Below are 22,501 nucleotides of genomic sequence, written 5' to 3' on the forward strand. Positions count from 1 at the left end.
CTTATTAAATAAATTTAGATGATACAAAAGGAGAAGCATTTTCTTCCTAATACGACTAGGTTGGAGGCGAATAATCAATGAGTTTTATTGAAGTTGTAGGCAGGGTGATCATTTCTTTTAGTGTATTACTATTAATGACTCGCATTATGGGGAAAAAACAAGTAAGTCAGTTAACTTATTTTAATTACATTACAGGGATCACAATTGGTGCTGTCGCTGCTTCCATTACAATTGATAGAAGTATTGACATGAGCGATGGTTTCGTTAGTATGGTTTGTTGGTCACTGCTCACTGTTCTAGTAAGTTATATCAATTTAAAGTCTCCAAAAGCTCGTATATTACTTGATGGCCAACCTACAATTGTCATCAAAAATGGAAAAATCCTAGAGAAAACGTTGGCTGGGTTAAGATTAAACATGGATGATCTTAGTATGTTATTACGGGAAAAAAACATTTTTTCGACTCAAGAGGTAGACTATGCCGTATTAGAGCCAGATGGGCAGCTGTCTGTTTTAAAAAAAGTGGATCAACAGAGTGTTACCAAAAAAGATTTAAAGATAGAAGCTGTGAAACCTTTGTACGTGCCTACGGAGATTATTGTTGATAGCAAAATTATTGTTCAGAATTTAGAAGAACTAAATTTAAGCCAAAACTGGTTGGAAAAGCAATTGCATCAGTCAGGAGTAAGCCTACAAGATGTGTTTTATGCCGAAATACAAAGTGACGGCACTTTATATATTGATAAAAGACAAGATAATTAGTTCACCTTCCATTAAAAAGATACAGAAATATGTTGAAACTCGTTTTTCTTTTCTATTGTTTACTCCATGAAACTTTATTTGCACAGGATTAATTTTATAGAAAACCTCAAAAAGGTTGCTATAGACCCACATGAACTTGCTTTGTTAGGATAATAAAGAAGTAAACGTGGAGGAAAAAACATGGAACAAAGATACAAAGATTTAAAGATGGGTGAAAGAGGAGCAATCTTAAGTATTTGTGTGTACATATGCTTATCTGCTTTAAAATTATTTATTGGATATACGACCAATTCAGAAGCCTTAAAGGCCGATGGTTTGAATAATACCACTGATATCATTGCTTCAATTGCTGTACTAATCGGCCTTAGAATTTCACAAAAGCCGGCTGATAAGGATCACCCCTATGGGCATTGGAAAGCCGAGACAATTTCCTCTTTGGTGGCTTCGTTTATTATGGCCATTGTGGGACTTCAGGTTCTTTATGAAGCTGTTACTTCTATACTTGAACAAAAAACAGAGGCTCCCGACTTGATTGCGGCCTGGACAGGCATTCTTTGTGCAATTGTTATGTATTTTGTCTATCGCTATAATCGCAACTTAGCTACAAAGATTAATAGTCAATCTGTTATGGCAGCAGCTAAAGATAATTTATCAGATGCATGGGTAAGTATCGGAACAGCAATTGGAATTATAGGAGCACAGTTTCATCTTCCTTGGCTAGACTCCGTTACGGCTGTTATTGTAGGATTCCTTATCTGTAAAACAGCTTGGGATATTTTTAGAGAAGCTTCTCATCATTTAACAGATGGATTTGATGAAAATCAGTTGGAAGAGTACAAGGAAACCATTTTGAATACTCCAGGCGTGAAAGGTGTAAAAGACATAAAAGCAAGAAATTATGGAAGTAGTCCTGTAGTAGATGTGTCCATTCTCGTGAATTCTACCTTAGGAGTAGGCGATGCTCATGATATAACAACTAAAGTAGAGAGTGCATTAGCAGAAGAGCACAATGTAGTGGATGCTAACATACATGTAGAACCAAGCTGAAAAATAAGCAAGCATGGCAATTAAAACGAGCATTTAGGAGAAAGGAATTAGTCATATGGAATTGGGATATAAGAAAAACATACAGCTTGAAGATAAAAACTCAAAGTACAAAAGAAAAGATAATGAGGAAGCAATCGAATTAATTATTTTCATTGTACTCTTAGGTGTAACATTTATCCTCAATGAATTTTTAAAATTCTTATAGACCTTTTTTTATATGTCATCGTTCAGAAGAATATAGTCTGCATGACGAAAATATGTTATTATATGTCTGCACATGCATTTTATAGTGAAAAGCTACCCGTCCTGCAAATACTGGGTGGCTTTTTATTTTTTTAACGATAATAATGACTTTAACCTCTTATAATAGGCTTCAATGTACAGTCCGTAAAAGTATACTTTTACGGACTGTGTGTTTGTATAAAAAATTTATCATTCTCGACGTTCGTTTAAATTTAAAAACAATTTACGAACGTTCTTTAAAATGCATGTAGTTTTACGAACGCTTTTAGCAAACTAATAGATTGAAAAGTCTACTTCCTATAATCAAACTTATGTTAAGTGAAGTATATAAAAAAGAAAGCCTCCTCAGGAGGCTTTAATAACTCTTTAATGATTGCTTACATTTAAACTGATTTTACAACCTCTCTTACATGGAAAGGTTGTTTTTGTGATTACCGTTCTCCTTAATAAATAGTTTTATAAAGAATAGGGGATAAATCATCAAATACAAATTAAAGGCCCACCAGGTTAAATCGAAATCTTTAATAAATGCCCAGTACGCAATAGCTTGTAGCCCTGAGCAAAATGTTAAAACAAGAGAAATTAAAGCGTATCCCTTCCAAGATTCCCTGTTTCGCTTATATAGATATAGACTAAATAATCCAGTAAATGAAATTAGAATATCTAAAGGGAAGAAAGACCAGTTCCATGCTATGATTATGGGATTATCATAATCTTTGAAAGCTGCACTTTTAGGTATCAATTGAAAGTAAGTAACAATCCAATAAACAATAAACCCTATATCTGTGACAAGAAAAAAAGGTTTTAAAAATTTCATTTTCTTACCCCCATTCAATGCTAAATTTAGTTTAAATAATTTTGTTTAGCTTAGGAATTTTCAATAAAAATACACTAAGGAATAACGAAACCGTAAACGTAATAAGAACAACTAATAATACTTTAAAGAGAATATCTACATCTAGGTTTTTTAAAAGTAGTTGTAGACTAACTATAATAGGTGCTTGAATGATATAAATGGAATAGCTAGATCTACTAGTTATATGAAGAAAAGAATTATTGTAATTTAACCTTTTCTGAAAATAATACAATATCTTTAGTATTACCCCTATACAAGTGAAAGGTTCCCAAAAGGAATAATATAAAGATTCGAGTGTAAACCCTCCATAGAATCCTTCTAAACTAGAGGAATATGTACTTACTATAAAAAACATCACTGGCATTGTTAAGATTGAAATTAGGGAAACTTTATAATATAAACTAACTATTTTGCTATCCATTTTATTTAACCACTTATTTCTATAAGCAATAATCCCTAATAAAAAAAGAATGATATATTGAGGGAAATAGCCTAAGGAAAAATCATGTATATAGAGTCGATTTGTCGGAAAGAAAAGTCTAGTTATAAAGTTAAAGAACCCCATAAAGATTATAAATAAGAGAATATTTTTAGAGCTTGGAAACTTATATTCCCTTACATTTAATGTGAACAATTTTCTTGTAATAGCGTAAGCCAAAGTAAAATAAAGTAAAGCAACTATAAACCACATGTTATAAAAGCCTAATGAATCAAAGTAATTTTCTTTTCCTACCAAATTAATACATAAGGGATTTAGTAGGAAGAAGTAAAATAGAGCAGGAATAAGTAATTTTGGAACCCTATCTTTAAGGAATTGATAAAACCCTTTATTATCATAGGATCCAGGTGAAAAATAGGCCGCAATAAAGAAGAATAAGCCCATAAAGAAACTTTGAAATATGGCATTTAAAAGAGTTAGTATTGATGTTGATATAAAATTATTTGAGCTTTCTATGTAATACCAACCTCCTTCTCCACCATAGGCACTATTTGTATGAAAAATAATAACTAAAACAGCAAGAAAAGATTTTATATTATTAATGTAATGCATTGTGTCTTTTCCCACAGTGATCACATTCCTTTCGTTTACAGTGCTTTTGAAGCAATACCTGCCACATATGTATGACTTAAGTTTAACTCTCCATTTTCTTTGATTATAATGTCAACTTGATTCTTTATATTTGTTAGTATTTCTTTTTCTCTTTTTCTATCTAATACATCCAAAAATCCAGCAGCAGCTCCTGAACGTAAAATCCACTCAATTGCCTCATCTGAATTTTTACAAGGTAGTGGTTGCTCACCTTGCCACGAACTAATTATTTTCAATTTAGATTTCTCAAACCATTTTTCTAATATTTTATTGTTAGACGGCAATTCAATCCTAATGTACCTCTGCAAATATGAAGGATCCTTACTTAACACTGTTTCAAATGCCTTCATTAAAACTTCTTCCGAGTCTACACGTGTTTCAATAATTCCTACTTGTCCATTGTCTTTTAAGACGCGATTAACCTCTTTCATAAAGTTAACTGGATTTGTATAACATATAGCCCAACCACATACTACAATATCAAAACTTGAATCAGGCATTTTTTTTAAGAAATTCATCATATCATCTTGCGATGTTTTTATTTCTAAATTACTAAATTTTTTCAATTTATTACGTGCAATGTTTAACATACCAATAGATTGGTCTACAGTTGTAATGGAACCCTTTCCGTCCAACATTTGAGCAATGTTATTAGTAATAAATCCTGTTCCACAAGCAAGTTCTAATACATCTTGCCCTGGTTTGATATCCATTTTTTCAATTAGATTTAATGAGTGTTCGCCCATAGTGCTGGAAAAAAAAGAGTCATAATCTCCACTAGCATTATCATAGTCCCCAGAGCTGTTAGCATTTTTCTTTGATAACATAAACCATCCCATGCGTAGAGCTAATTTGATTTTATTAACCATTAAAACCTCTCCTAATCAATCTAATTTTTCAGAAATTAATACTTTTTCATTCTTGAAGTTAGTAACGAACTAGAACATTTGACTCTCTATATCTCCTTTATAAATACTTTTTTGGTATTTTATTCAAAAAATACTCTGTTATTATAGCACTTTATTATCATATTTTATTGAAAGTTTTCAAAAATATTGTAGAATTATGAATAATTAACAAAAAATTTACACTTTATTCAATAAAGTGGATTAAAATGTAATAAGGTTACATGATTAGTATGACATGATAAGAGACACAAAATTACTCTTTTAAAGTCATTGAAAGGGGGAGGTAAATTACTTTATACCTATTATCAATACAGTTGCTTAAGTCACTTATTAAATAATACTTAGGAAATTTGGAGGAACCATGAACATGGATATTTTAAAAAAATGTTTTGATTGGGATTATGTAAGGCAATTAAGAAACAATGACACCTATCCATATTTCAAATCTCTTGAAGAAAAACTTGGAACAGAGACAATGGTTAGTTCTACAAAAATGATTATGATTGGTTCTAATGACTATTTAGGACTGTCAAATGACTTGCGTTTAATTGAATCGGCTGCATATGCTACAGAGAAATATGGGACATCTTCTTCTGGTTCCCGATTTCTAAATGGATCTTTAATATTACATCAGGAACTAGAAGAAAGGTTAGCCACATTTTTAAATAGAGAAAAAGCAATTGTATTTTCCACTGGTTTTCAAACAAATCTAGGAGCTATTTCTTCTTTAATTGGCCGAAATGATTTCGCCATAATTGATAGAGATGTCCATGCTTCTATCGTTGATGGTATACGTTTAGGCTTTGGTAAAATGAAGAGATTCAGACACAATGACATGTTAGACCTAGAAGAAAAGCTAAATTCTATACCAAGTAATGCTGGTAAATTAATTATTGTTGATGGCGTTTTTAGCATGGAAGGTGATTTAGCAAATCTTAAGGAAATCGTTAGGTTAAAAAAGAAATATAACGCCCGACTATTAGTAGATGATGCTCATGGCGTAGGAGTACTAGGTGAAAATGGGCGCGGCACATGTGAATATCTTGGTGTAGAAAATGAAGTCGATATTATCACCGGTACATTCAGTAAATCCTTTGGTAGTTTAGGAGGGTTTGTAGCAGGTGATAAAGATGTTGTAGATTTTATTCAACACAAAGCCAGAAGTATGATTTTTAGTGCTAGTATGACCCCTGCGAGTGTAGCAGCTACATTAACTGCATTAGACATCATAGAAACAGAGCCTCAAAGAAGAGCGAGATTGTGGTCTAATACTAATAAATTCACGACTCACCTTCGACAATTAGGCTTTAATACTGGATTAACCGAAACACCAATTATTCCAATAATGATTGGCAATACTTTTCAAACTTTTTTATTTTGGCAAGAGCTTAGTGCTCAAGGTGTTTACACTAATCCTATTATTTCACCTGCTGTATCAGAGGGAAGTGAGTTAATACGTACTTCTTTAATGGCTACTCATACAGAAGAGCAACTTCACAATGTTTTAGAAATTTTTGAGTTAGTAGGTAACAAATTGGAAATGATACAAACTATGAATGAAAATGTTCTAATGAAATCATAAATATTAACTTTTTAGCCCTTATTTAAAAAGTATTCTCCTGCAAGTATCTCTATATATTAAAGGGATACTTGCAGTGATTTATTTAGTTTGTTGTTCTAGAGTGGATTTACTAGTAGAAGCTTCTTTTTCCCCAGTCATATTTAATGTAACTACACCGATGATAATTAAAGCTATAGCAACAAGCTTTAGAGGGCTTACACTTTCATTAAAGTACATAAATCCAATTAGAGTAATAACGATAATACCCATACCTGACCAAATAGCGTAAGCGATTGAAACTTCTAAACTTTTTAAAGTTAGCGTCAAAAAGCATAGACTACAAATGTAAAAAATGATAAGCAGTACACTTGGTACGACTTTCGTAAAACCGTCTGATAATTTCATGGTTGTAGTACCAGCAACTTCGAAAAGAATTGCTAAACACAGATAAATCCAATGCAATTTCCTTCGCCCCCTTATTTTTTTATAGAAATGCCATTCAAAAGAATATCTATAACAGAGCTTAATATTTCACTCATTGTTAATTTATTTTTTAGAGGAAAGCTTGGGTGATAAATTTGATTTATTGCTCCCAAATATAACTCTATAAACAATTGTAAATTGACCTTACGTATAACGCCTTTTTCCATTCCTTCTTCCATAAGTTTTACTACTAGAGCCCACTCTTGTTTTAAAAATTCATCTAGCCTAACCCATTGATTATAGTGAAGCCTTTTTAAATCTACTAATAAGCGAATATCCATCACATTAAATTCTTCTGGGACACATACAAGGACTTGAGTAATTTTTTCAAGTAAATCGATACTTTCGTTATGAGCAATTTCTTCTTCTTTTTTCTTGATCTGTATTATAAGATTTTCAATTACTGATTCGATTATGGCGTCTTTAGAGTCAAAGCATTGATAAATTGTTCTTTTGCTAGTTCCTAAATTCTTAGCTAAATCGCTAATAGTAAATGCAAAACCTTTTCGTTGTATTAAATAAATTGCTTCTTTAGTAATTCGTTCGTTCATGAATATCCTCCGTTTGGTACCAAAGATAATTTAGTGGTACCGAATGTATTATACAATATGAAAAACCAAAAATAAACATTAAATGTTAAAAATAAACATAAATAAAATAGTTTTCTAAACTTTGAAGAAGTTTATGAGGAAAAAGAAGATTGATAACATTTGTTTTACTTACATAACCTTAGCAATAATCGGGAAAAGATTCCATTGAATAAAGAACGTTTGTTCGTATATAATAAAGAACAAACGTTCTTTATTGAGGAGTTATTCCAATGGATTATGGGCAGCTACCAAACAGAGTCATTATTTGCATAGACATGAAAAGCTTTTTCGCTTCGGTTTCATCTGTCATACGAGGGTTAGATCCGTTGAAAACAAGGCTTGCTGTTGTAGGAGATATCAAACGGTCAGGATCTGTTGTGTTAGCTGCCACACCTTTATTAAAGAAAGAAGGGATTAAAACAGGAAGTCGCCTCTTTGAAATTCCTAAAAGGAAAGATATCCATGTGGTGAATCCATCCATGGAGAGATACATCAAGGCTTCGAACTATATTTCTAGTTTGGTGTTACAGTATGTGGCTCCTGAAGACTTTCATGCATATAGCATTGATGAGTTGTTTATTGATGCGACAGCTTCTTTGCATTTATTTGCCCGAACACCAGAGGAGCTAGCTCATCGAATACGTAATGAGATCTATCGTAAAACAAGACTGACAGCTACCGCAGGAATCGGTCCTAATCTCTTACTGGCGAAGGTTAGCTTAGATCATGAGGCCAAGAATAGCCCAACAGGAGTTGCGTATTGGCGATATGAGGATATTCCCTTTAAGTTATGGTCGATTCATCCAATGAAGGATTTCTGGGGGATCTCGTCAGCTACAGAAAGACGCTTAAACCGTTTAGGCATCTATACCCTAAAAGAACTTGCTCTTTCTTCGAAGGAGATGTTACAAAAAGAATTTGGCATCATGGGACAGGAACTTCACCAACATGCAAATGGCATTGATTTTAGTCGTATTTCCGATGTGTACATTCCTAGTTCCCGTTCCTTTGGGAAAAGTCAGATTCTCTTTCGAGATTATACAAGCCGAAAAGAAGTGGAATTATTGCTGTTAGAACTATTAGACGATGTATGTTTTCGTTTACGGATGCATCAAGTCGTGGCTCAAACTATCCATTTGTCAATTGGCTACAGTAAACAAACAGGTGGAGGCTTCGCTAGACAAAAGAAAATGGGGCGGGCTTCGAACTTAAGCCAAGATATTTTCCCTTATTGTTTAACCATTTTACATAATTTTGATAATGGAATGCCGATTCGCTCCATTGGGATTTCGTTATCCAATACTAGCATTGAAGAAGAGGAGCAAATGAGCTTATTTGAGGATATCGATCAGCGTGAAAGAGCCCATGCTCTTGCTAAAACGATAGATGAAATTCGGCTGCGTTATGGGAAGAATAGTGTGCTGCGGGCTTCAAGCCACCTTGAGCATTCAACAGCTCGTTATCGAAATGGCTTACTTGGAGGCCACAAAGCGTAAGGAGGGCAGAAACATGGAACATAGAGGAATGAAAGAAACAATAGCATATTATAAGAGTAGATATAAAGTATACAAAGATTGTTATTCACCTATTGTGATTTCCTTGTGGGATAAATAACACTACTAAAAATATACAATATCTATAGTATAGATATTTGCAGACGGCTTCAACGATTGAAATGAAAATGATAGTTACCAGTTAAACAATTAGTGAGAGGTAGGAGAAAAATATGGATATATCCATTCGAAAGGCTAAAAAAGGTGATTACGAATCTTCATTATCCTTATTCAGGCAAGTTCATGAGTTACATGTCTGCGAAAGACCAGATTTGTACAGAGAGAATTCCACTCCAGTAAGTAAAGAGTTCTTTGAAAGTCAGCTAAATGATGTCAAACAACACATTTTTGTGGCTACCATTGGTAATGAAATAGTAGGAGTCGTTGTGATGAAGGAAGAAGAAATAACTAAAAATGCATTTGTGAAGGCAAGAAGGATATTGTTTATAAACAGTTTATGCATTGCTGAAGCACAGAGAAATAAGGGGATAGGAAAAAGAGTTATGAAATATGTTTTTGATTTTGGGAGAAGTCTGAAAGTTGATAGTATTGAATTGGGAGTATCAGAGAAGAATCCTTATGCAATTGAATTTTATGAATCCATGGGTATGACAACAAAGAGTAGAAAAATGGAGATTATATTAAATTAACGAGTGCTTATCTTTAATAAGTTAACATTGTAGAGATGGATACATCGATAAAAACCATCAAAACGACAGCTCTTTTAAAGGAAGGTCTTGATAAAATGAAAAAGTGGTGCCCTTTTGCTACGTTGCCAGAACAATACATAGAGTTAAAAGAAATTATAGATAAGCAAGTAGAAGTAGCTCAACCTGTTTTAACAGAAGAGCATATGGAACAAATCAATTTCACCTTAATTGAAGCCTTACATACAAATAAACAAGTGCATCTTGCATATTATAAACAAGGCAAAATCGTAACAGAGAAAGGATTTATTCAGTTTGTTGATTCTCTTGGGGATTTATTTATTTTCATCGATGACGTATTTGAGTTAAAGAATAAAATGAGGTTAAGCGAACTCATCGATGTTCGTTTGGCTTAGTTCCTGAAGAAATCGTGTACAAGAAGCATTTATTTTGGTGGAGGTACATTCATGTACAATTTTAGAGTATACACGTTACGTGACGGTTCAAAGAGAATCATTAAACTAAAAGAAGGAGAATCCTTTAAACACGAACTCCAAAGAGCCGGCATTCAAGAAACGCAAATTTTTCAGATGCAACTAGTGGAAAAACCAGAGTAATTTTAACATAACCCTTCCATGTGAATTTAATTGTAGTAGCCTAATAAAAGCTAAATAGCGAAGAGTGATCAACCTAGAAGAAACAAGGAAACGGATTAATTTCAAGCTAATTAAAGCGCTACATTCAAACAAAAAGGCCAATTGATTCATACAAGTGGCCTTTTTACTTAATTCTTTCAAATATTATGTTTAATAACTTCATTGAATTCTTCTACTTCTTTTCGAATACTAATGGTTGGTCCCCAAGAATTGATAAGATTTAGAGCTTTTCGATTAGATTGTAAAGCTTCTATATGTTCTCCTTTTCGCAATAGCAATTGGGCCATTCCATAGTTGTAGTATATTAGTTCAATTTGGTTAGCTTTATCTTTATGATAAAGAAGGCTATTAAAGCATTTTTCTGCTTCCTCAAACTTATCACAAATAACATAAGCTACTCCTAAATTGAAGTAAGCTTCAATGGTTTTTTCTCCTCCATATATTAAACTGACTTTATTGGCTGCTTCATATAATTGGATTGCTTCCCCATAATTTTTGTAAAGTAGGGATAAATCACCACGAACTAATGAAATTCTATGTTGAATGACTGGTGTAGTAGAGGTTTCTCTAACACCTTCAAGAATAGGCTCTGCTTTATCAGGGTTATTTTTCTTTAAAAAAAGCCTTGCTTTTAAGGCAAGTCCCCAAGCTTTCAAATCATAAATATCAGAACTATCTGAGCTTAATTCATCTAGTATCTTTAACCCTGATTCTATTTGTAGGAGGGAACCATCTAGGTTATTGGTTTCCATCAGGGCCCATCCTAATGTGTCGATTCGGAAAAATGCTTCATGGGTATGCTCTCTAAGTTGTTTTGCATAATCAGCTGCTATTATTCCATATTTAATCCTTAAAGGTAAATTGATTCGACTTAAAAAATGACTTATACGAATTACAAGTTCAATCAAAAGCTCTTTTTGCTCGGTTTGGTTTGCCCATTTTAGAACCTTAAGTATATTAGGCCATTCTTTTTTTATTTCCTCCAAATCACGACCAAGCAAATAGCTCCAATAAATAGAATCAGGAAGGTCTCGTTTTAAATAGTTGTCTAAATAATGGAGATAGTATTGGCTCCAACGCTTACGTGCTACGTTTTCAAACTGTTTATCTTCTAACAATCGTTGTTCACCATACGTTACTACGGTTTGGTGCCCTAAATAATGAATTTTTTCTTCTATACGTTCTCCTTGGATAAGTGCAAATAGTTTCATTTGATCAACAGCATAATGGAATCTTCGGTCGTCTAGTCCAGCCACTGTTGCCCAACTCTCTTTATCAGGGGGTTTACTGAAGAAACATAACACTTTCCATAGATGTAAAGTGTCCTCATTGCATCGGTCCCACGTGCGTCCAAAAAGAAAATCAAATAATTCCAACAGTGAGTAACCTGCTTTGCCTAGTTCCTGAATAAGTTGCTGGGCAGGAATGTCATCATCTGCAATGTAAGCTATACTAAGCGCAATAGCTTTAGGATTTCCAGCAGTAGCCGAAATTAGCTCTTCGTGAATTTCACGAGGGCTATTTAATAACTGTTCCATTTGTTCTTGTTTAGTTGAAGAATTAGACATTTTCATATGTTGTTGTACTTCATAAGAAAGATAGTTAAGAGCATCACTATTTTCCAGGCCCTTTAGCTGAATGGTTACTATATCCCTGAAGTTATTTCTATACCTTTGTTGTAGATTTTCACGAGATGTGAGTAATACTTTAACGCCTTGAGGAAGGTTAGTAATAAATTCATAAATCTCACTTTCAGCTGTATCAACGCTATCTATAACAAGTAATACGGACTCTTCTTTTGCATAATTAGCTAATGCATTACGAACTACAAAACGTTTCTCATCAATTGATCGGTTGATTTGTTCTATCCGTCCAAGTTGGTAAGCAATTGTATTTAGAAAATCACTAAATGTTAGTCCCTTCCAATCAGCACTAAACCATATTATAGAACTGAGGTTTGGCCAATCCATTACAAGATTTTCTGCTTCCTTGTAATGCTCCTGAACACATGCATATGCCACTTCAAGGGCAATAGTTGTTTTGCCAATACCAGCCCATCCAGAAATTAAGCATAATGGGGAAGGAGAAATTATCCACTGACGAATTGCCTCTAAGTCAAAGTGTCTTCCAATAAAAACTCCTGACCAGCGTGTTGGTAGGTTATGTATTGTAGAATGCTCCTTTGAAGTAGCATCTTCAGTCTGAAGTTTACTATGAAATATTTTTTTAACTACTTTCTCAATATCTTTATCAAGAGGTGTACCAAATGAGTTGTCTGCTCCTAATATTTTTGCCTTTTCTAGACACGAAGACACCCAAGCAGGTAATGCAGGTTTAAGTATAGGTATAGAAGTTGTTTCCATTAGTTTTGAGAACCAACTTATATCTAAATCCGTTTTTTTTAGTATTATCCATATGATGCCGAAGAGCTTTCCATCATCAATACGACCAGGGATATATTTTAATCCCATCTGACCTATCCAACTTTTAATTGTATTGGAAGATACACCTAATTCATTGGCAATATTAGCTATATAAGATTGTCCTAGTGAACTATCTTTGCCCTTTTTTCTTTTAATTTTATAATCAGGATGAAGTTTTAGTTCCTTAACACCCAAAGATAACAGTTCCGCAAACTTTTTCTGATTTTCAATTTCAGCCATAAGAATTTTACACCTCCTATTAGCTTTATTTTAAAGCTATATCTTTTTTTGTATATAAAAAGAAAAGTACAGTACTACTGTACTTTTATACAGCACAAAAAGCTGTTGATAACATGATGTTAACAGGTAAAATTAGCTCATGTAATAACAAACTCTATAATGTATGCACTTACATAATAATAGAAATATGTTTAAGGTACAGTCAAGTACATTAGAGATTTATGAGTTGAAAATAAATCCATACTAATTTTTACGTTATGGATTTATATACAAGTTCTATTAAAGAAAGGAAAATTATTGATGAATAACAACTTACCTAAAACCATGAAAGCAGCTGTCATGCATGGCACAAGAGAAATTAGTATTGAAACCTTACCTATACCACAAATTGATGATAATGAAGTTTTAATTAAAGTAATGGCTGTAGGGATTTGTGGCTCAGACTTACATTATTATACCCATGGTAGAATTGGTAAGTACAAAGTAGAGAAACCGTTTATTCTTGGACATGAGTGCTCAGGTGAGATTGTAGCTATTGGACCATCTGTTGAAAGACTTAAAGTAGGTGACCGCGTAGCCGTTGAACCAGGAGTAACTTGTGGACATTGTGAAGCCTGCAAAGAGGGAAGATATAACCTTTGTCCAGATGTTCAATTTTTGGCAACGCCACCGGTTGATGGAGCCTTTGTTCAATATATAAAAACGCGTCAGGATTTTGTCTTTTTAATCCCAGATACCCTTTCCTATGAAGATGCTGCCTTAATAGAGCCATTTTCTGTTGGCATTCATGCAGCGACGAGAACAAAGCTTCAGCCTGGATCAACAATTGCTATTATGGGGATGGGACCGGTCGGTCTAATGGCTGTGGCAGCCGCAAAAGCATATGGAGCAAGTACAATAATAGTAACAGACTTGGAGCCATTGCGTCTTGAGGCAGCAAAACGAATGGGGGCAACTCACGTTATTAATATTAGGGAGAAAGATCCTCTTAATGAAATTAAAAATATTACTGAAAACGTAGGCGTTGACGTTGCATGGGAGACAGCAGGGAATCCAAAAGCATTACAATCTTCACTTGCTTCAGTTCGTCGTGGTGGAAAGTTAGCAATCGTAGGTTTACCTTCTCAAAGCGAAATTCCACTCGATGTACCATTTATTGCTGATAATGAGATTGATATACATGGTATCTTCCGTTATGCAAACACTTATCCGAAAGGAATTAAGTTTCTCGAGTCTGGTGCAATTGATACTAAGAACCTTGTAACAGATAAATATGCGTTAGCTGACACACGTGAAGCGATGGAGAGAGCACTGAATTTTAAAAACGAATGTTTAAAAGTTATAGTGTATCCAAATGAATAAAATACATTAGACTTGCAAGCTAGGTTCTAGTTAGTATTTATAACAAGATTCTTAAACTTTTAATTTTCAGATGCGGATTTAAAATAGAACAATTGCAACTAGACCGCATCTGTTTTTTCTTTAAGATTAATGTTGATAATACGGACTTTCTACTATCTTTCTCAGCATATTTTTTGAAAACGCATTCTGGGGGTATTACTTATGTTAAACGCAGAACAATCACAAATATTAGAGGCTGCAAATAAAGATAAATCTAATTCTATTACTAGATTATCCTGGTTAGAACGGTTTGGATATGGTTCGGGAGACATGGCATATAATATTGTTTTTCAATTCGTTAATGCCTATCTACTTTTTTATTATACTGATGTTGGAGGTATCCATCCTGCAGTTGTTGCGACATTGTTTTTAGTAGTAAGAGTTTTGGATGCTATTTGCGATCCTATAATGGGAGTTATTTTAGACAAAACTAATACACGTTGGGGAAAGGCAAGACCATATTTGTTATGGGTTTCACTTCCTTTTGCATTATTCACTATCCTATGTTTCACTAATCCTCACTTAGGATCAACTGGGAATATTATATACATGTATATTACCTACATCTTACTAGGGATGACATTTAGTATGCAAACGATTCCAGTTAATAGCTTAACAGGAAGAATTACTAACAATGTTCAGGAGCGTACAGTTTTAACAACTACTCGTATGATATTGGTTTATGTGGGAATACTCCTCTCTATTTCATGCGCAACCCCTCTTGTAACAGTTATTGGAGGAGAAAACCAAGAATTTGGGTTTCAGATGACTGCGCTAGTTTATGCTATTGTAAGTATAATCTTAAATCTATTTAGCTTCTTTACAGTACGCGAGCGTATTGCTCCTAAAAAGAGCAAAAAACATGGACTTAAAGTAACTTTATCTGTTTTGTTTAAAAACAAGCCACTACTAGTATTAGCTTCGTCTTTCTTGGCATTTGCTATCGGTTTTAATATTAAACTTAGTACAATGGTTTACTATTTTACTTACAATGTTCATCAAAAGGAATTAGTATTTTGGGGCACTGTTTTATTTTTTGGAGCTGCACTAATTAGTAATTTATTCATTCCTTTATTCTCTGATAAATGGGGTAGAAAGAGTGTAATGATTGTATCAGCTACAATATCTCTTATTTCATATATAGGACTCCAATTTACTTCTTTTAATTCAGTTGCTTTAATTTTATTTTGGCTCTTTGCTTCGGGATTTTTTACCACACCACTAAACACACTAGCTTGGGGGATGGTTGCCGATTGTGTAGATTATGCTGAATGGAAAACTGGAGTTCGAGCAGATGGCGTTGTTATCTCCTTAATGAGTTTTACTAATAAGTTAGGGGTTGCACTTGCAGGATCATTTTCAGCTATCTATTTAGGCATAGCAGGTTATGTAGCTAATGCAGAACAAACCGTAACTTCCCTAAATGCTATTAAAAATATGAATGCGTTAGTACCAGGAATTTTCATTTTACTTTCTGTATTAATAATATGTTTTTATCCCTTAACTGAAAAAACATACAAGAAAATGATTTTGGATTTAGAGAAAAAATCTAAGTAGTTAATTCAGTTTTAAAATTAAGTAAATGAGTGTGATATAAATGCAAAATAAAGTAAACGAAAATGCTCCAATTGTTTGTGTGGGAGAATTATTAATTGATTTCTTTTGTAGCAATATTAATTCTAATTTAATAGAAGGACGCCAATTTTTAAAAAGTGCCGGCGGAGCACCAGCAAATGTATGCGCAACCATAGCCAAACTCGGGGGGGATGCATCATTTAGTGGTAAAGTAGGCAGGGACCCATTCGGTTACTTTTTAGAAGAAATCTTAAATTCATTAAACGTAGATACTTCTATGCTTGCTTGGGATGAGAAAACGGCAACTACTCTAGCCTTTGTGTCACTGCAAGAAAATGGCGAGCGAGACTTTGTGTTCCATAGGGGAGCTGACGCTTTAATGACAATGGATGACATTGACCTAAATGAAATAAATAAAGCTAAAATCCTTCATTTTGGTTCAGCCACAGCTATGTTAACTTCTCCATTCCGTGAAACTTATTTAAGCCTTATATCTAGTGCTAGAGAGGACGGAAAATTTATTTCTTTTGATCCTAACTATCGAAGTGATTTATGGAAAGGAAGATTAATTGACTTCATCTCAATCGCAAAGAAAGCTATTGCTTTAAGTGATTTTGTGAAAGTAAGTGAGGAAGAATTAGAGATAATCACAGGCGTTAAGAATCATGAAGTAGGTGCGGATACCCTCCATAAAATGGGTGCCAAAATTGTAGCAGTTACACTTGGAAAAAGGGGAACATTCATATCTAATAGTAGAAAAAAAGAACTAGTACAAAGTATTCCTATCAAGTCCATTGACTCTACGGGAGCTGGAGATGCTTTTGTAGGTGCAACTTTATTCAAATTAGCTAATACACGGAATATCAAGTCCATTGAAAATGATTTCGAGCAGTTACTCGACATTATTGCATTTGCAAACCGGGTTGGAGCACTGGTATGTACAAAGATAGGAGCAATCGAAGCACTGCCAAATATTGAAGAAATAGAAATTACTAGCGTATAAAAAGCCTAGCATTAATAATACAATAACTAGAACAAACACAGTAAAAAAGCCACTTATCATTATACAAGTGGCTTTTTCCTACACATGGAAAGTCGATGGATTATATAAAAGGGAAATAAAAAAAGCTGCCAATACAGCTAGGCAGCCCTTCCTTAAACCTCCTCAACTATTCCCTCTATTAAATCGTAGAAGAGACTTACTTATTTCTTTTGCTTGTTTGTTGATTTGTCATTGTTTTTCCCTTTTTCAGAAGTCGTAATATCCGTATCTTCACTTTGACTTTCTGGTTTCTGATTGTTTACTGAGGCTGTAACCTCTTCAATCTCTTTGATAACAGGAGAAGTTGTCACTTTAAGTTGAGCTTCTTGTTTCTTGTTGGTTGAAAGTTTAACTTTTTCCTCTTTTGGAGTATCAGAAGCAATTGCAGCAGCAACTTCTTGATAACTTTGATCTACGTGATTATCCATATTTTGATAGATTTCAGAGTCAGCAAGTTCAGGAACCACAGGAAGCTCTGACTGTTCAATTTGTGCTTCTTCCTTTCGGACAGTATCCTTCATCTCTTTAATCTCTTGAATTTTACGCTTACCAATGATCACTTCTTCCACAACTACAGGTTTCTTGATTACTTCAATTCGCTCCTCCATAATAGGAATACGAATGATCTCGTTCTCTGCCAATGGGCTACCATCATACTGACCGTCTATGACCGGACGACGTTCTACGTAGACTTCCTCGCGTATAACCGGAACCTGGATAGTTCGTAGTTCTTCTACAATTTCCTTACGAAGTTGTACTTCCCCAGTTTGAACACGTTCTTTCCTTACATCGAGTTGCTCTTCACGAAGTTGTACTGACCTATGCTCCTCTGTCTCGTATGGCGACTCTCTAACCTTAGTATACGAAGGGATTGTTTGAGTTTCATCCACATCAATTAGGACAAGGATTTTCCCTTCCTCTACATCCATTTCACACTGTTTTGCAGTAAAACTTTGAATACCCATTCTAACAAGTTTTGAAGTTAGACCATCAGCTTGTGTAGTAGTAGCCATTCCACCTGTCATCATGGTAAGAAAGTTATCCATCATTACACCTGCCAACGAACTTACAGCTGGCGTTCCGGCTTCTACCATTACATTTGTTTCGGCTCCTAACTGCAGCGTGTTACTTCTATCTTTTGCTACTACCAATATATCTGTTTCACGATATCCCTGACGTTTTAACCCCTTAATTGCACGTATCGCTTCTTGCTCCGAATAAAAAGTTCCTGCAACTCGTTTTCTCATTCTCATTTTCCCATCTCCCTAAATTTTAATTAAACGAAAACTTCTTTTCACATTTAATTCCATCCTTATTGTGTATATCATGTACCCAGTGGATTTCTATTTAAAACGTGATACGTGTGAGTATGTAAATGACATCTAAATTATAAATGTAGAAAGATGAAGTAGAGGCAATAGCAATAATCGGGAAAAGATTCCATTGAATAAAGAACAAACGTTCTTTATTGAGGAGTTATTCCAATGGATTATGGGCAGCTACCAAACAGAGTCATTATTTGCATAGATATGAAGAGTTTTTTTGCTTCGGTTTCCTCTGTTATACGGGGATTAAATCCGTTGAAAACAAGGCTTGCGGTTGTAGGAGATGTCAAACGGTCGGGATCTGTTGTGTTAGCTGCCACACCCTTATTAAAGAAAGAAGGGATCAAAACAGGAAGTCGCCTCTTTGAAATTCCTAAAAGGAAAGATATCCATGTGGTGAATCCATCCATGGAGAGATATATCAAGGCTTCGAACTATATTTCTAGTTTGGTGTTACAGTATGTTGCTCCTGAAGATTTTCATGCGTATAGCATTGATGAGTTGTTTATTGATGCGACAGCTTCTTTGCATTTATTTGCTCGAACACCAGAGGAGCTAGCACATCGAATACTTAATGAGATCTATCGCAAAACAAGACTGACAGCTACCGCAGGAATCGGTCCTAATCTCTTATTAGCTAAAGTCAGCCTAGATCATGAAGCGAAGCAAAACCCAACAGGGGTTGCATATTGGCGATATGAGGATATTCCCTTTAAGTTGTGGTCGATTCATCCAATGAAGGATTTTTGGGGAATCTCATCAGCTACAGAAAGACGCTTAAACCGTCTAGGCATCCATACCATAAAAGAACTCGCTCTTTCTTCAAAAGAGATGTTACAAAAAGAATTTGGCATCATGGGGCAGGAACTTCACCAACATGCGAATGGGATAGATTTTAGTCGTATTTCCGATGTGTACATCCCTAGTTCCCGTTCCTTTGGAAAAAGTCAGATTCTCTTTCGAGATTATAAAAGCCGAAAAGAAGTGGAATTATTGCTGTTGGAGCTATTGGATGACGTGTGCTTTCGCTTGCGGATGCATCAAGTGGTAGCACAAACGGTTCATTTATCCATTGGCTACAGCAAACAAACAGGTGGAGGCTTCTCCAGACAAAAGAGAATGGGGCGAGCTTCAAACTTAAGCCAAGATATCTTTCCATATTGTTTAACCATTTTACATACGTTTGATAGTGGAATGCCGATTCGCTCCATTGGCATTTCATTATCAAACACCAGCATTCTGGAAGAGGAGCAAATGAGCTTATTCGAGGACATTGATCAGCGTGAAAGAGCCTATGCTCTTGCTAAAACGATAGATGAAATTCGGCTGCGTTATGGGAAGAATAGTGTGCTACGGGCTTCAAGCTATCTGGATCACTCAACAGCTCGTTATCGAAATGGTCTTATAGGAGGTCACAAAGCCTAAGGGAGGAGATACCATGGACCACTATAGAGGAATGAAAAAATGGCGGCCTTTCGCCAGTATGCCAGAGCAATACATAGGATTACAGGAGGTCTTAAACAAGCAACTAGAAGTAACTCAACCTCTTTTAACAGAAGAGCAAATGGAACAAATCAATTTCACATTGATTGAAGCACTACATACAAATAAACAAGTATACCTTACATATTATAAGAATGGGCAACGTATGACCGAAACAGGATTCATTCAATTTGTTGATTCCCTGGGGGATCAATTTATTTTCATAGATGAAGTATTTGAGTTAAAGAATAAAATGAGATTAAGTGAGTTAATTGATGCTCGATTCGTGTAAAGTTAAGATTAGTTGAATTATTTATACATTTGTTTACGCAAAACTTTTTTATATGAAGATACTTCGCTTTTCTTTCTTCGACTAACTAGGGTGTTAGTTAAATGAGATCGGTAGCTTTACATTGAGAAGCATATGGCGTGAAATATTAGCAGTTGTAAAAATTATTACAAGAGAAATGATTAAAGGGAGGAATTTTTATGTCCATTAACATAAGGTCTAGAAGAGTAATTTTAGATTTAGCAGTTACTTTAGATGGATTTATTGAAGGGCCAAACGGAGAAATTGACTGGTGTATCATGGATCCTGATATGGAGTTTACTCATTTCTTGAATCAAATTGATACTATTTTATATGGAAGAAAAAGCTACGAATTATGGGGAGAATACACTCCGGAAACTGGAGATTCTGATACTGAAAAAGAAATGTGGGAATTAGTTCACAGCAAAGAAAAGTATGTTTTTTCTAGGACACAAAAAAGGGCTGATCATAAAGAAATATATATAAATGATAATATTTTGGAAGAAGTAAATAAATTAAAGAAAAAGCCTGGAAAAGATATCTTGCTATATGGTGGAGCAAGTCTTATTACAAATTTTATAAATTTAGGGCTTGTAGATGAATTTAGATTATCGGTTCATCCTGTTGTTTTGGGAAGTGGAAAACCTTTATTTATTGACATAAAACAAAGGTTAAACCTTAAATTGGTTAATACAAAAACGTTTTCTTCTGGCGTTATCCAGCTGTGCTATCACTTTAATGATAATTAATGAAATTCAAGAAAGCTGTTTTAATAAGAGTAAACAGAAAAGAGTGATCAACCTGGAAGAAATAAAAGAGTAAGCAATCTATCTTGATAGAGTGTATGATTACACTAAATTTCCTAATAAGGTAAGTGGTCGATGTGACGACCACCATTTAGCTTACTTCAACAATTCTGTAAAATTAAAGAACCACTTGTTTCACACAAGTGGTTCTTTGCTACGCTAATTAGATACTATATTATTTTAATAAGGCAATCTTGATACCTTTACGTAATATATTCTCATAATCGATAAATTCGTAAATATCTTCCTCTATAATTGAACTCAAACTACTTAATTCCTCTAAAGTTAATTCTTCGATGGCTTTTTTACGATCTTCACAATAAATTACAATGGAACCCACGATACTATGCGCATCTCTAAAGGCAACGCCTTTACTCACTAAATAGTCAGCGACCTCAGTTGCATTGAGAAAGCCTTCTTTCACAGCTTTCTTCATATTTTCACTATTTATTTCTAGTGTGGAAATCATATTAGACATAATTTGTAAACAAGCTAATGTTGTATCTAAAGAGTCAAAAAAGACTTCTTTATCTTCTTGTAAATCTTTATTATAAGCTAATGGTAAACCCTTCATTGTTGTTAAAAGTGACATAAGGGATCCATATACTCTTCCTGTTTTCCCTCTTGTTAATTCTGCTGCATCAGGATTCTTCTTTTGAGGCATGATACTACTACCAGTTGAGTAAGCATCATCAATGGTGATAAACTTGAATTCTTGACTACTCCAAAGAATTAATTCTTCACTTAATCTACTTAAATGCATCATGATAATAGAGAAAGCAGACATTAATTCAATAAGGTAATCTCGATCACTGACACCATCTAAAAAATTATCGACTGGCTTAGAAAAACCTAAGTCTTTTGCTGTTATTTCTCTGTCAATGGTATGAGTTGTACCTGCTAGAGCTCCGCAACCAAGTGGACTTTCATCCAAAATTTCAAGAGCATTAATAATTCTTTTTTTATCCCGATTGAGCATGTTATAATACGCCATTAGATGATGTTGAAAAGTGACTACTTGGGCTCTTTGTAAATGAGTATAACCTGGCATAATAACATTGTTTTCTTCAGCCTTGTTTTCTATGTTGGTTTGAAGTTCATTAATGTATTTGAGAACTTCTTCAGCCTTGTTTTTAGCGTATAATCGAACATCTAATGCAACTTGGTCATTTCTACTTCTCGCTGTATGAAGTTTCTTCGCTGTTTCGCCTATTCGTTCCGTCAAATTAGTTTCTACAAAACTATGAATATCTTCAAACTCACCTTCAATGATCAACTTTTTATTTTCGATATCTTCTAAAATAGAGATGAGACCTTTTGTAATATTTTCCCCTTCTTCTTCAGTCAACAATTGACACTTCACAAGCATTTTCACATGTGCAATGCTACCTTTAATATCTTCAGAATAAAGTCGCTTATCAACTTGAAGAGAGCTATTAAAGTCTTCCATAAGTTTATTTTCTTCTTTTCTAAAACGTCCTCCCCAGAGTTTCATAATAATC

21 protein-coding genes are annotated in these 22,501 nt (G+C 34.3%); 13 read left to right on the top strand and 8 right to left on the bottom strand.

The annotated features are described in order from the left end of the window. Window positions 1-77: 77 nt before the first annotated feature. Both POF52_RS26725 and POF52_RS26730 read left to right on the top strand, forming a co-directional pair. Window positions 78-761, top strand: a complete 684-nt coding sequence (locus tag POF52_RS26725; protein WP_271996557.1) for a DUF421 domain-containing protein — start codon at window positions 78-80, stop codon at window positions 759-761. Window positions 762-941: 180 nt separating this feature from the next. Further along, a complete protein-coding gene (locus tag POF52_RS26730) occupies window positions 942-1,808 on the top strand; it encodes a cation diffusion facilitator family transporter (RefSeq protein ID WP_271996559.1) in 867 nt (288 codons plus the stop codon). Between the two features lie 649 nt (window positions 1,809-2,457). Here POF52_RS26730 and POF52_RS26735 read toward each other — a convergent pair. The 3 genes from POF52_RS26735 to POF52_RS26745 are packed head-to-tail and all read right to left on the bottom strand — an operon-like array spanning window position 2,458 to window position 4,866. Continuing rightward, entirely contained in the window at window positions 2,458-2,868 is a 411-nt protein-coding gene (locus POF52_RS26735; protein ID WP_271996561.1) for a YvaD family protein, read from the bottom strand. A gap of 31 nt (window positions 2,869-2,899) precedes the next feature. Further along, window positions 2,900-3,973, bottom strand: coding sequence for an acyltransferase family protein (locus POF52_RS26740; RefSeq protein WP_271996563.1), 1,074 nt, complete (start codon window positions 3,971-3,973; stop codon window positions 2,900-2,902). A gap of 20 nt (window positions 3,974-3,993) precedes the next feature. Next, entirely contained in the window at window positions 3,994-4,866 is an 873-nt protein-coding gene (locus POF52_RS26745) for a class I SAM-dependent methyltransferase (protein WP_271996566.1), read from the bottom strand. Between the two features lie 406 nt (window positions 4,867-5,272). Here POF52_RS26745 and POF52_RS26750 point away from each other — a divergent pair, with 406 nt between their 5' ends. After that, window positions 5,273-6,487: an aminotransferase class I/II-fold pyridoxal phosphate-dependent enzyme gene (locus POF52_RS26750; protein ID WP_271996569.1), complete on the top strand. Its 1,215-nt coding sequence runs from the start codon at window positions 5,273-5,275 to the stop codon at window positions 6,485-6,487. 78 nt (window positions 6,488-6,565) lie between these two features. Here POF52_RS26750 and POF52_RS26755 read toward each other — a convergent pair whose 3' ends face one another. Together POF52_RS26755 and POF52_RS26760 are read right to left on the bottom strand one after the other, a co-directional pair. Then, the gene (locus tag POF52_RS26755; protein ID WP_098250324.1) at window positions 6,566-6,928 is read right to left on the bottom strand and encodes a DMT family transporter; all 363 of its coding nucleotides are present in this window, start codon (window positions 6,926-6,928) and stop codon (window positions 6,566-6,568) included. A gap of 14 nt (window positions 6,929-6,942) precedes the next feature. Beyond that, on the bottom strand, window positions 6,943-7,500 hold the full coding sequence (locus POF52_RS26760; RefSeq protein WP_271996573.1) for a TetR/AcrR family transcriptional regulator: 558 nt from the start codon (window positions 7,498-7,500) through the stop codon (window positions 6,943-6,945). Between the two features lie 269 nt (window positions 7,501-7,769). On the opposite strand from POF52_RS26760, the gene POF52_RS26765 reads away from it, so the two are divergent. From POF52_RS26765 to POF52_RS26780, 4 genes are all read left to right on the top strand, one after another. Continuing rightward, entirely contained in the window at window positions 7,770-9,035 is a 1,266-nt protein-coding gene (locus POF52_RS26765; RefSeq protein WP_271996575.1) for a Y-family DNA polymerase, read from the top strand. Window positions 9,036-9,265: 230 nt separating this feature from the next. After that, a complete protein-coding gene (locus POF52_RS26770; protein ID WP_271996577.1) occupies window positions 9,266-9,742 on the top strand; it encodes a GNAT family N-acetyltransferase in 477 nt (158 codons plus the stop codon). A gap of 95 nt (window positions 9,743-9,837) precedes the next feature. Then, on the top strand, window positions 9,838-10,155 hold the full coding sequence (locus POF52_RS26775; protein ID WP_271996580.1) for a YolD-like family protein: 318 nt from the start codon (window positions 9,838-9,840) through the stop codon (window positions 10,153-10,155). 51 nt (window positions 10,156-10,206) lie between these two features. Then, window positions 10,207-10,356: a hypothetical protein gene (locus POF52_RS26780; RefSeq protein ID WP_271996582.1), complete on the top strand. Its 150-nt coding sequence runs from the start codon at window positions 10,207-10,209 to the stop codon at window positions 10,354-10,356. A 176-nt stretch (window positions 10,357-10,532) separates the two neighbouring features. On the opposite strand, the gene POF52_RS26785 is transcribed toward POF52_RS26780, so the two are convergent. Then, window positions 10,533-13,058 carry a tetratricopeptide repeat protein gene (locus POF52_RS26785; RefSeq protein ID WP_271996584.1) on the bottom strand — a complete coding sequence of 842 codons (2,526 nt, stop codon included), beginning with the start codon at window positions 13,056-13,058 and terminating at the stop codon, window positions 10,533-10,535. 300 nt (window positions 13,059-13,358) lie between these two features. Here POF52_RS26785 and POF52_RS26790 point away from each other — a divergent pair, with 300 nt between their 5' ends. The 3 genes from POF52_RS26790 to POF52_RS26800 all read left to right on the top strand — a co-directional run bounded on the left by POF52_RS26790 (window position 13,359) and on the right by POF52_RS26800 (window position 17,037). After that, window positions 13,359-14,420, top strand: coding sequence for an NAD(P)-dependent alcohol dehydrogenase (locus POF52_RS26790; protein ID WP_271996586.1), 1,062 nt, complete (start codon window positions 13,359-13,361; stop codon window positions 14,418-14,420). A 201-nt stretch (window positions 14,421-14,621) separates the two neighbouring features. Next, window positions 14,622-16,016, top strand: a complete 1,395-nt coding sequence (locus POF52_RS26795; RefSeq protein WP_271996589.1) for an MFS transporter — start codon at window positions 14,622-14,624, stop codon at window positions 16,014-16,016. A gap of 40 nt (window positions 16,017-16,056) precedes the next feature. Beyond that, window positions 16,057-17,037, top strand: coding sequence for a carbohydrate kinase family protein (locus POF52_RS26800; RefSeq protein WP_271996591.1), 981 nt, complete (start codon window positions 16,057-16,059; stop codon window positions 17,035-17,037). 200 nt (window positions 17,038-17,237) lie between these two features. On the opposite strand, the gene POF52_RS26805 is transcribed toward POF52_RS26800, so the two are convergent. Continuing rightward, window positions 17,238-18,329 carry a YsnF/AvaK domain-containing protein gene (locus POF52_RS26805; RefSeq protein ID WP_271996594.1) on the bottom strand — a complete coding sequence of 364 codons (1,092 nt, stop codon included), beginning with the start codon at window positions 18,327-18,329 and terminating at the stop codon, window positions 17,238-17,240. 231 nt (window positions 18,330-18,560) lie between these two features. Here POF52_RS26805 and POF52_RS26810 point away from each other — a divergent pair, with 231 nt between their 5' ends. From POF52_RS26810 to POF52_RS26820, 3 genes are all read left to right on the top strand, one after another. After that, window positions 18,561-19,826, top strand: a complete 1,266-nt coding sequence (locus POF52_RS26810; protein ID WP_271996598.1) for a Y-family DNA polymerase — start codon at window positions 18,561-18,563, stop codon at window positions 19,824-19,826. Window positions 19,827-19,839: 13 nt separating this feature from the next. Further along, window positions 19,840-20,175 carry a YolD-like family protein gene (locus POF52_RS26815; protein WP_271996600.1) on the top strand — a complete coding sequence of 112 codons (336 nt, stop codon included), beginning with the start codon at window positions 19,840-19,842 and terminating at the stop codon, window positions 20,173-20,175. A gap of 197 nt (window positions 20,176-20,372) precedes the next feature. Continuing rightward, window positions 20,373-20,942: a dihydrofolate reductase family protein gene (locus POF52_RS26820; protein WP_271996602.1), complete on the top strand. Its 570-nt coding sequence runs from the start codon at window positions 20,373-20,375 to the stop codon at window positions 20,940-20,942. A gap of 232 nt (window positions 20,943-21,174) precedes the next feature. On the opposite strand, the gene argH is transcribed toward POF52_RS26820, so the two are convergent. After that, window positions 21,175-22,494, bottom strand: a complete 1,320-nt coding sequence (argH, locus tag POF52_RS26825) for an argininosuccinate lyase (RefSeq protein ID WP_271996605.1) — start codon at window positions 22,492-22,494, stop codon at window positions 21,175-21,177. Window positions 22,495-22,501 lie beyond the last annotated feature (7 nt).

Origin of the sequence: Priestia sp. AB (assembly GCF_028369225.1) — a bacterium.
Lineage (GTDB): Bacteria > Bacillota > Bacilli > Bacillales > Bacillaceae_H > Priestia > Priestia megaterium.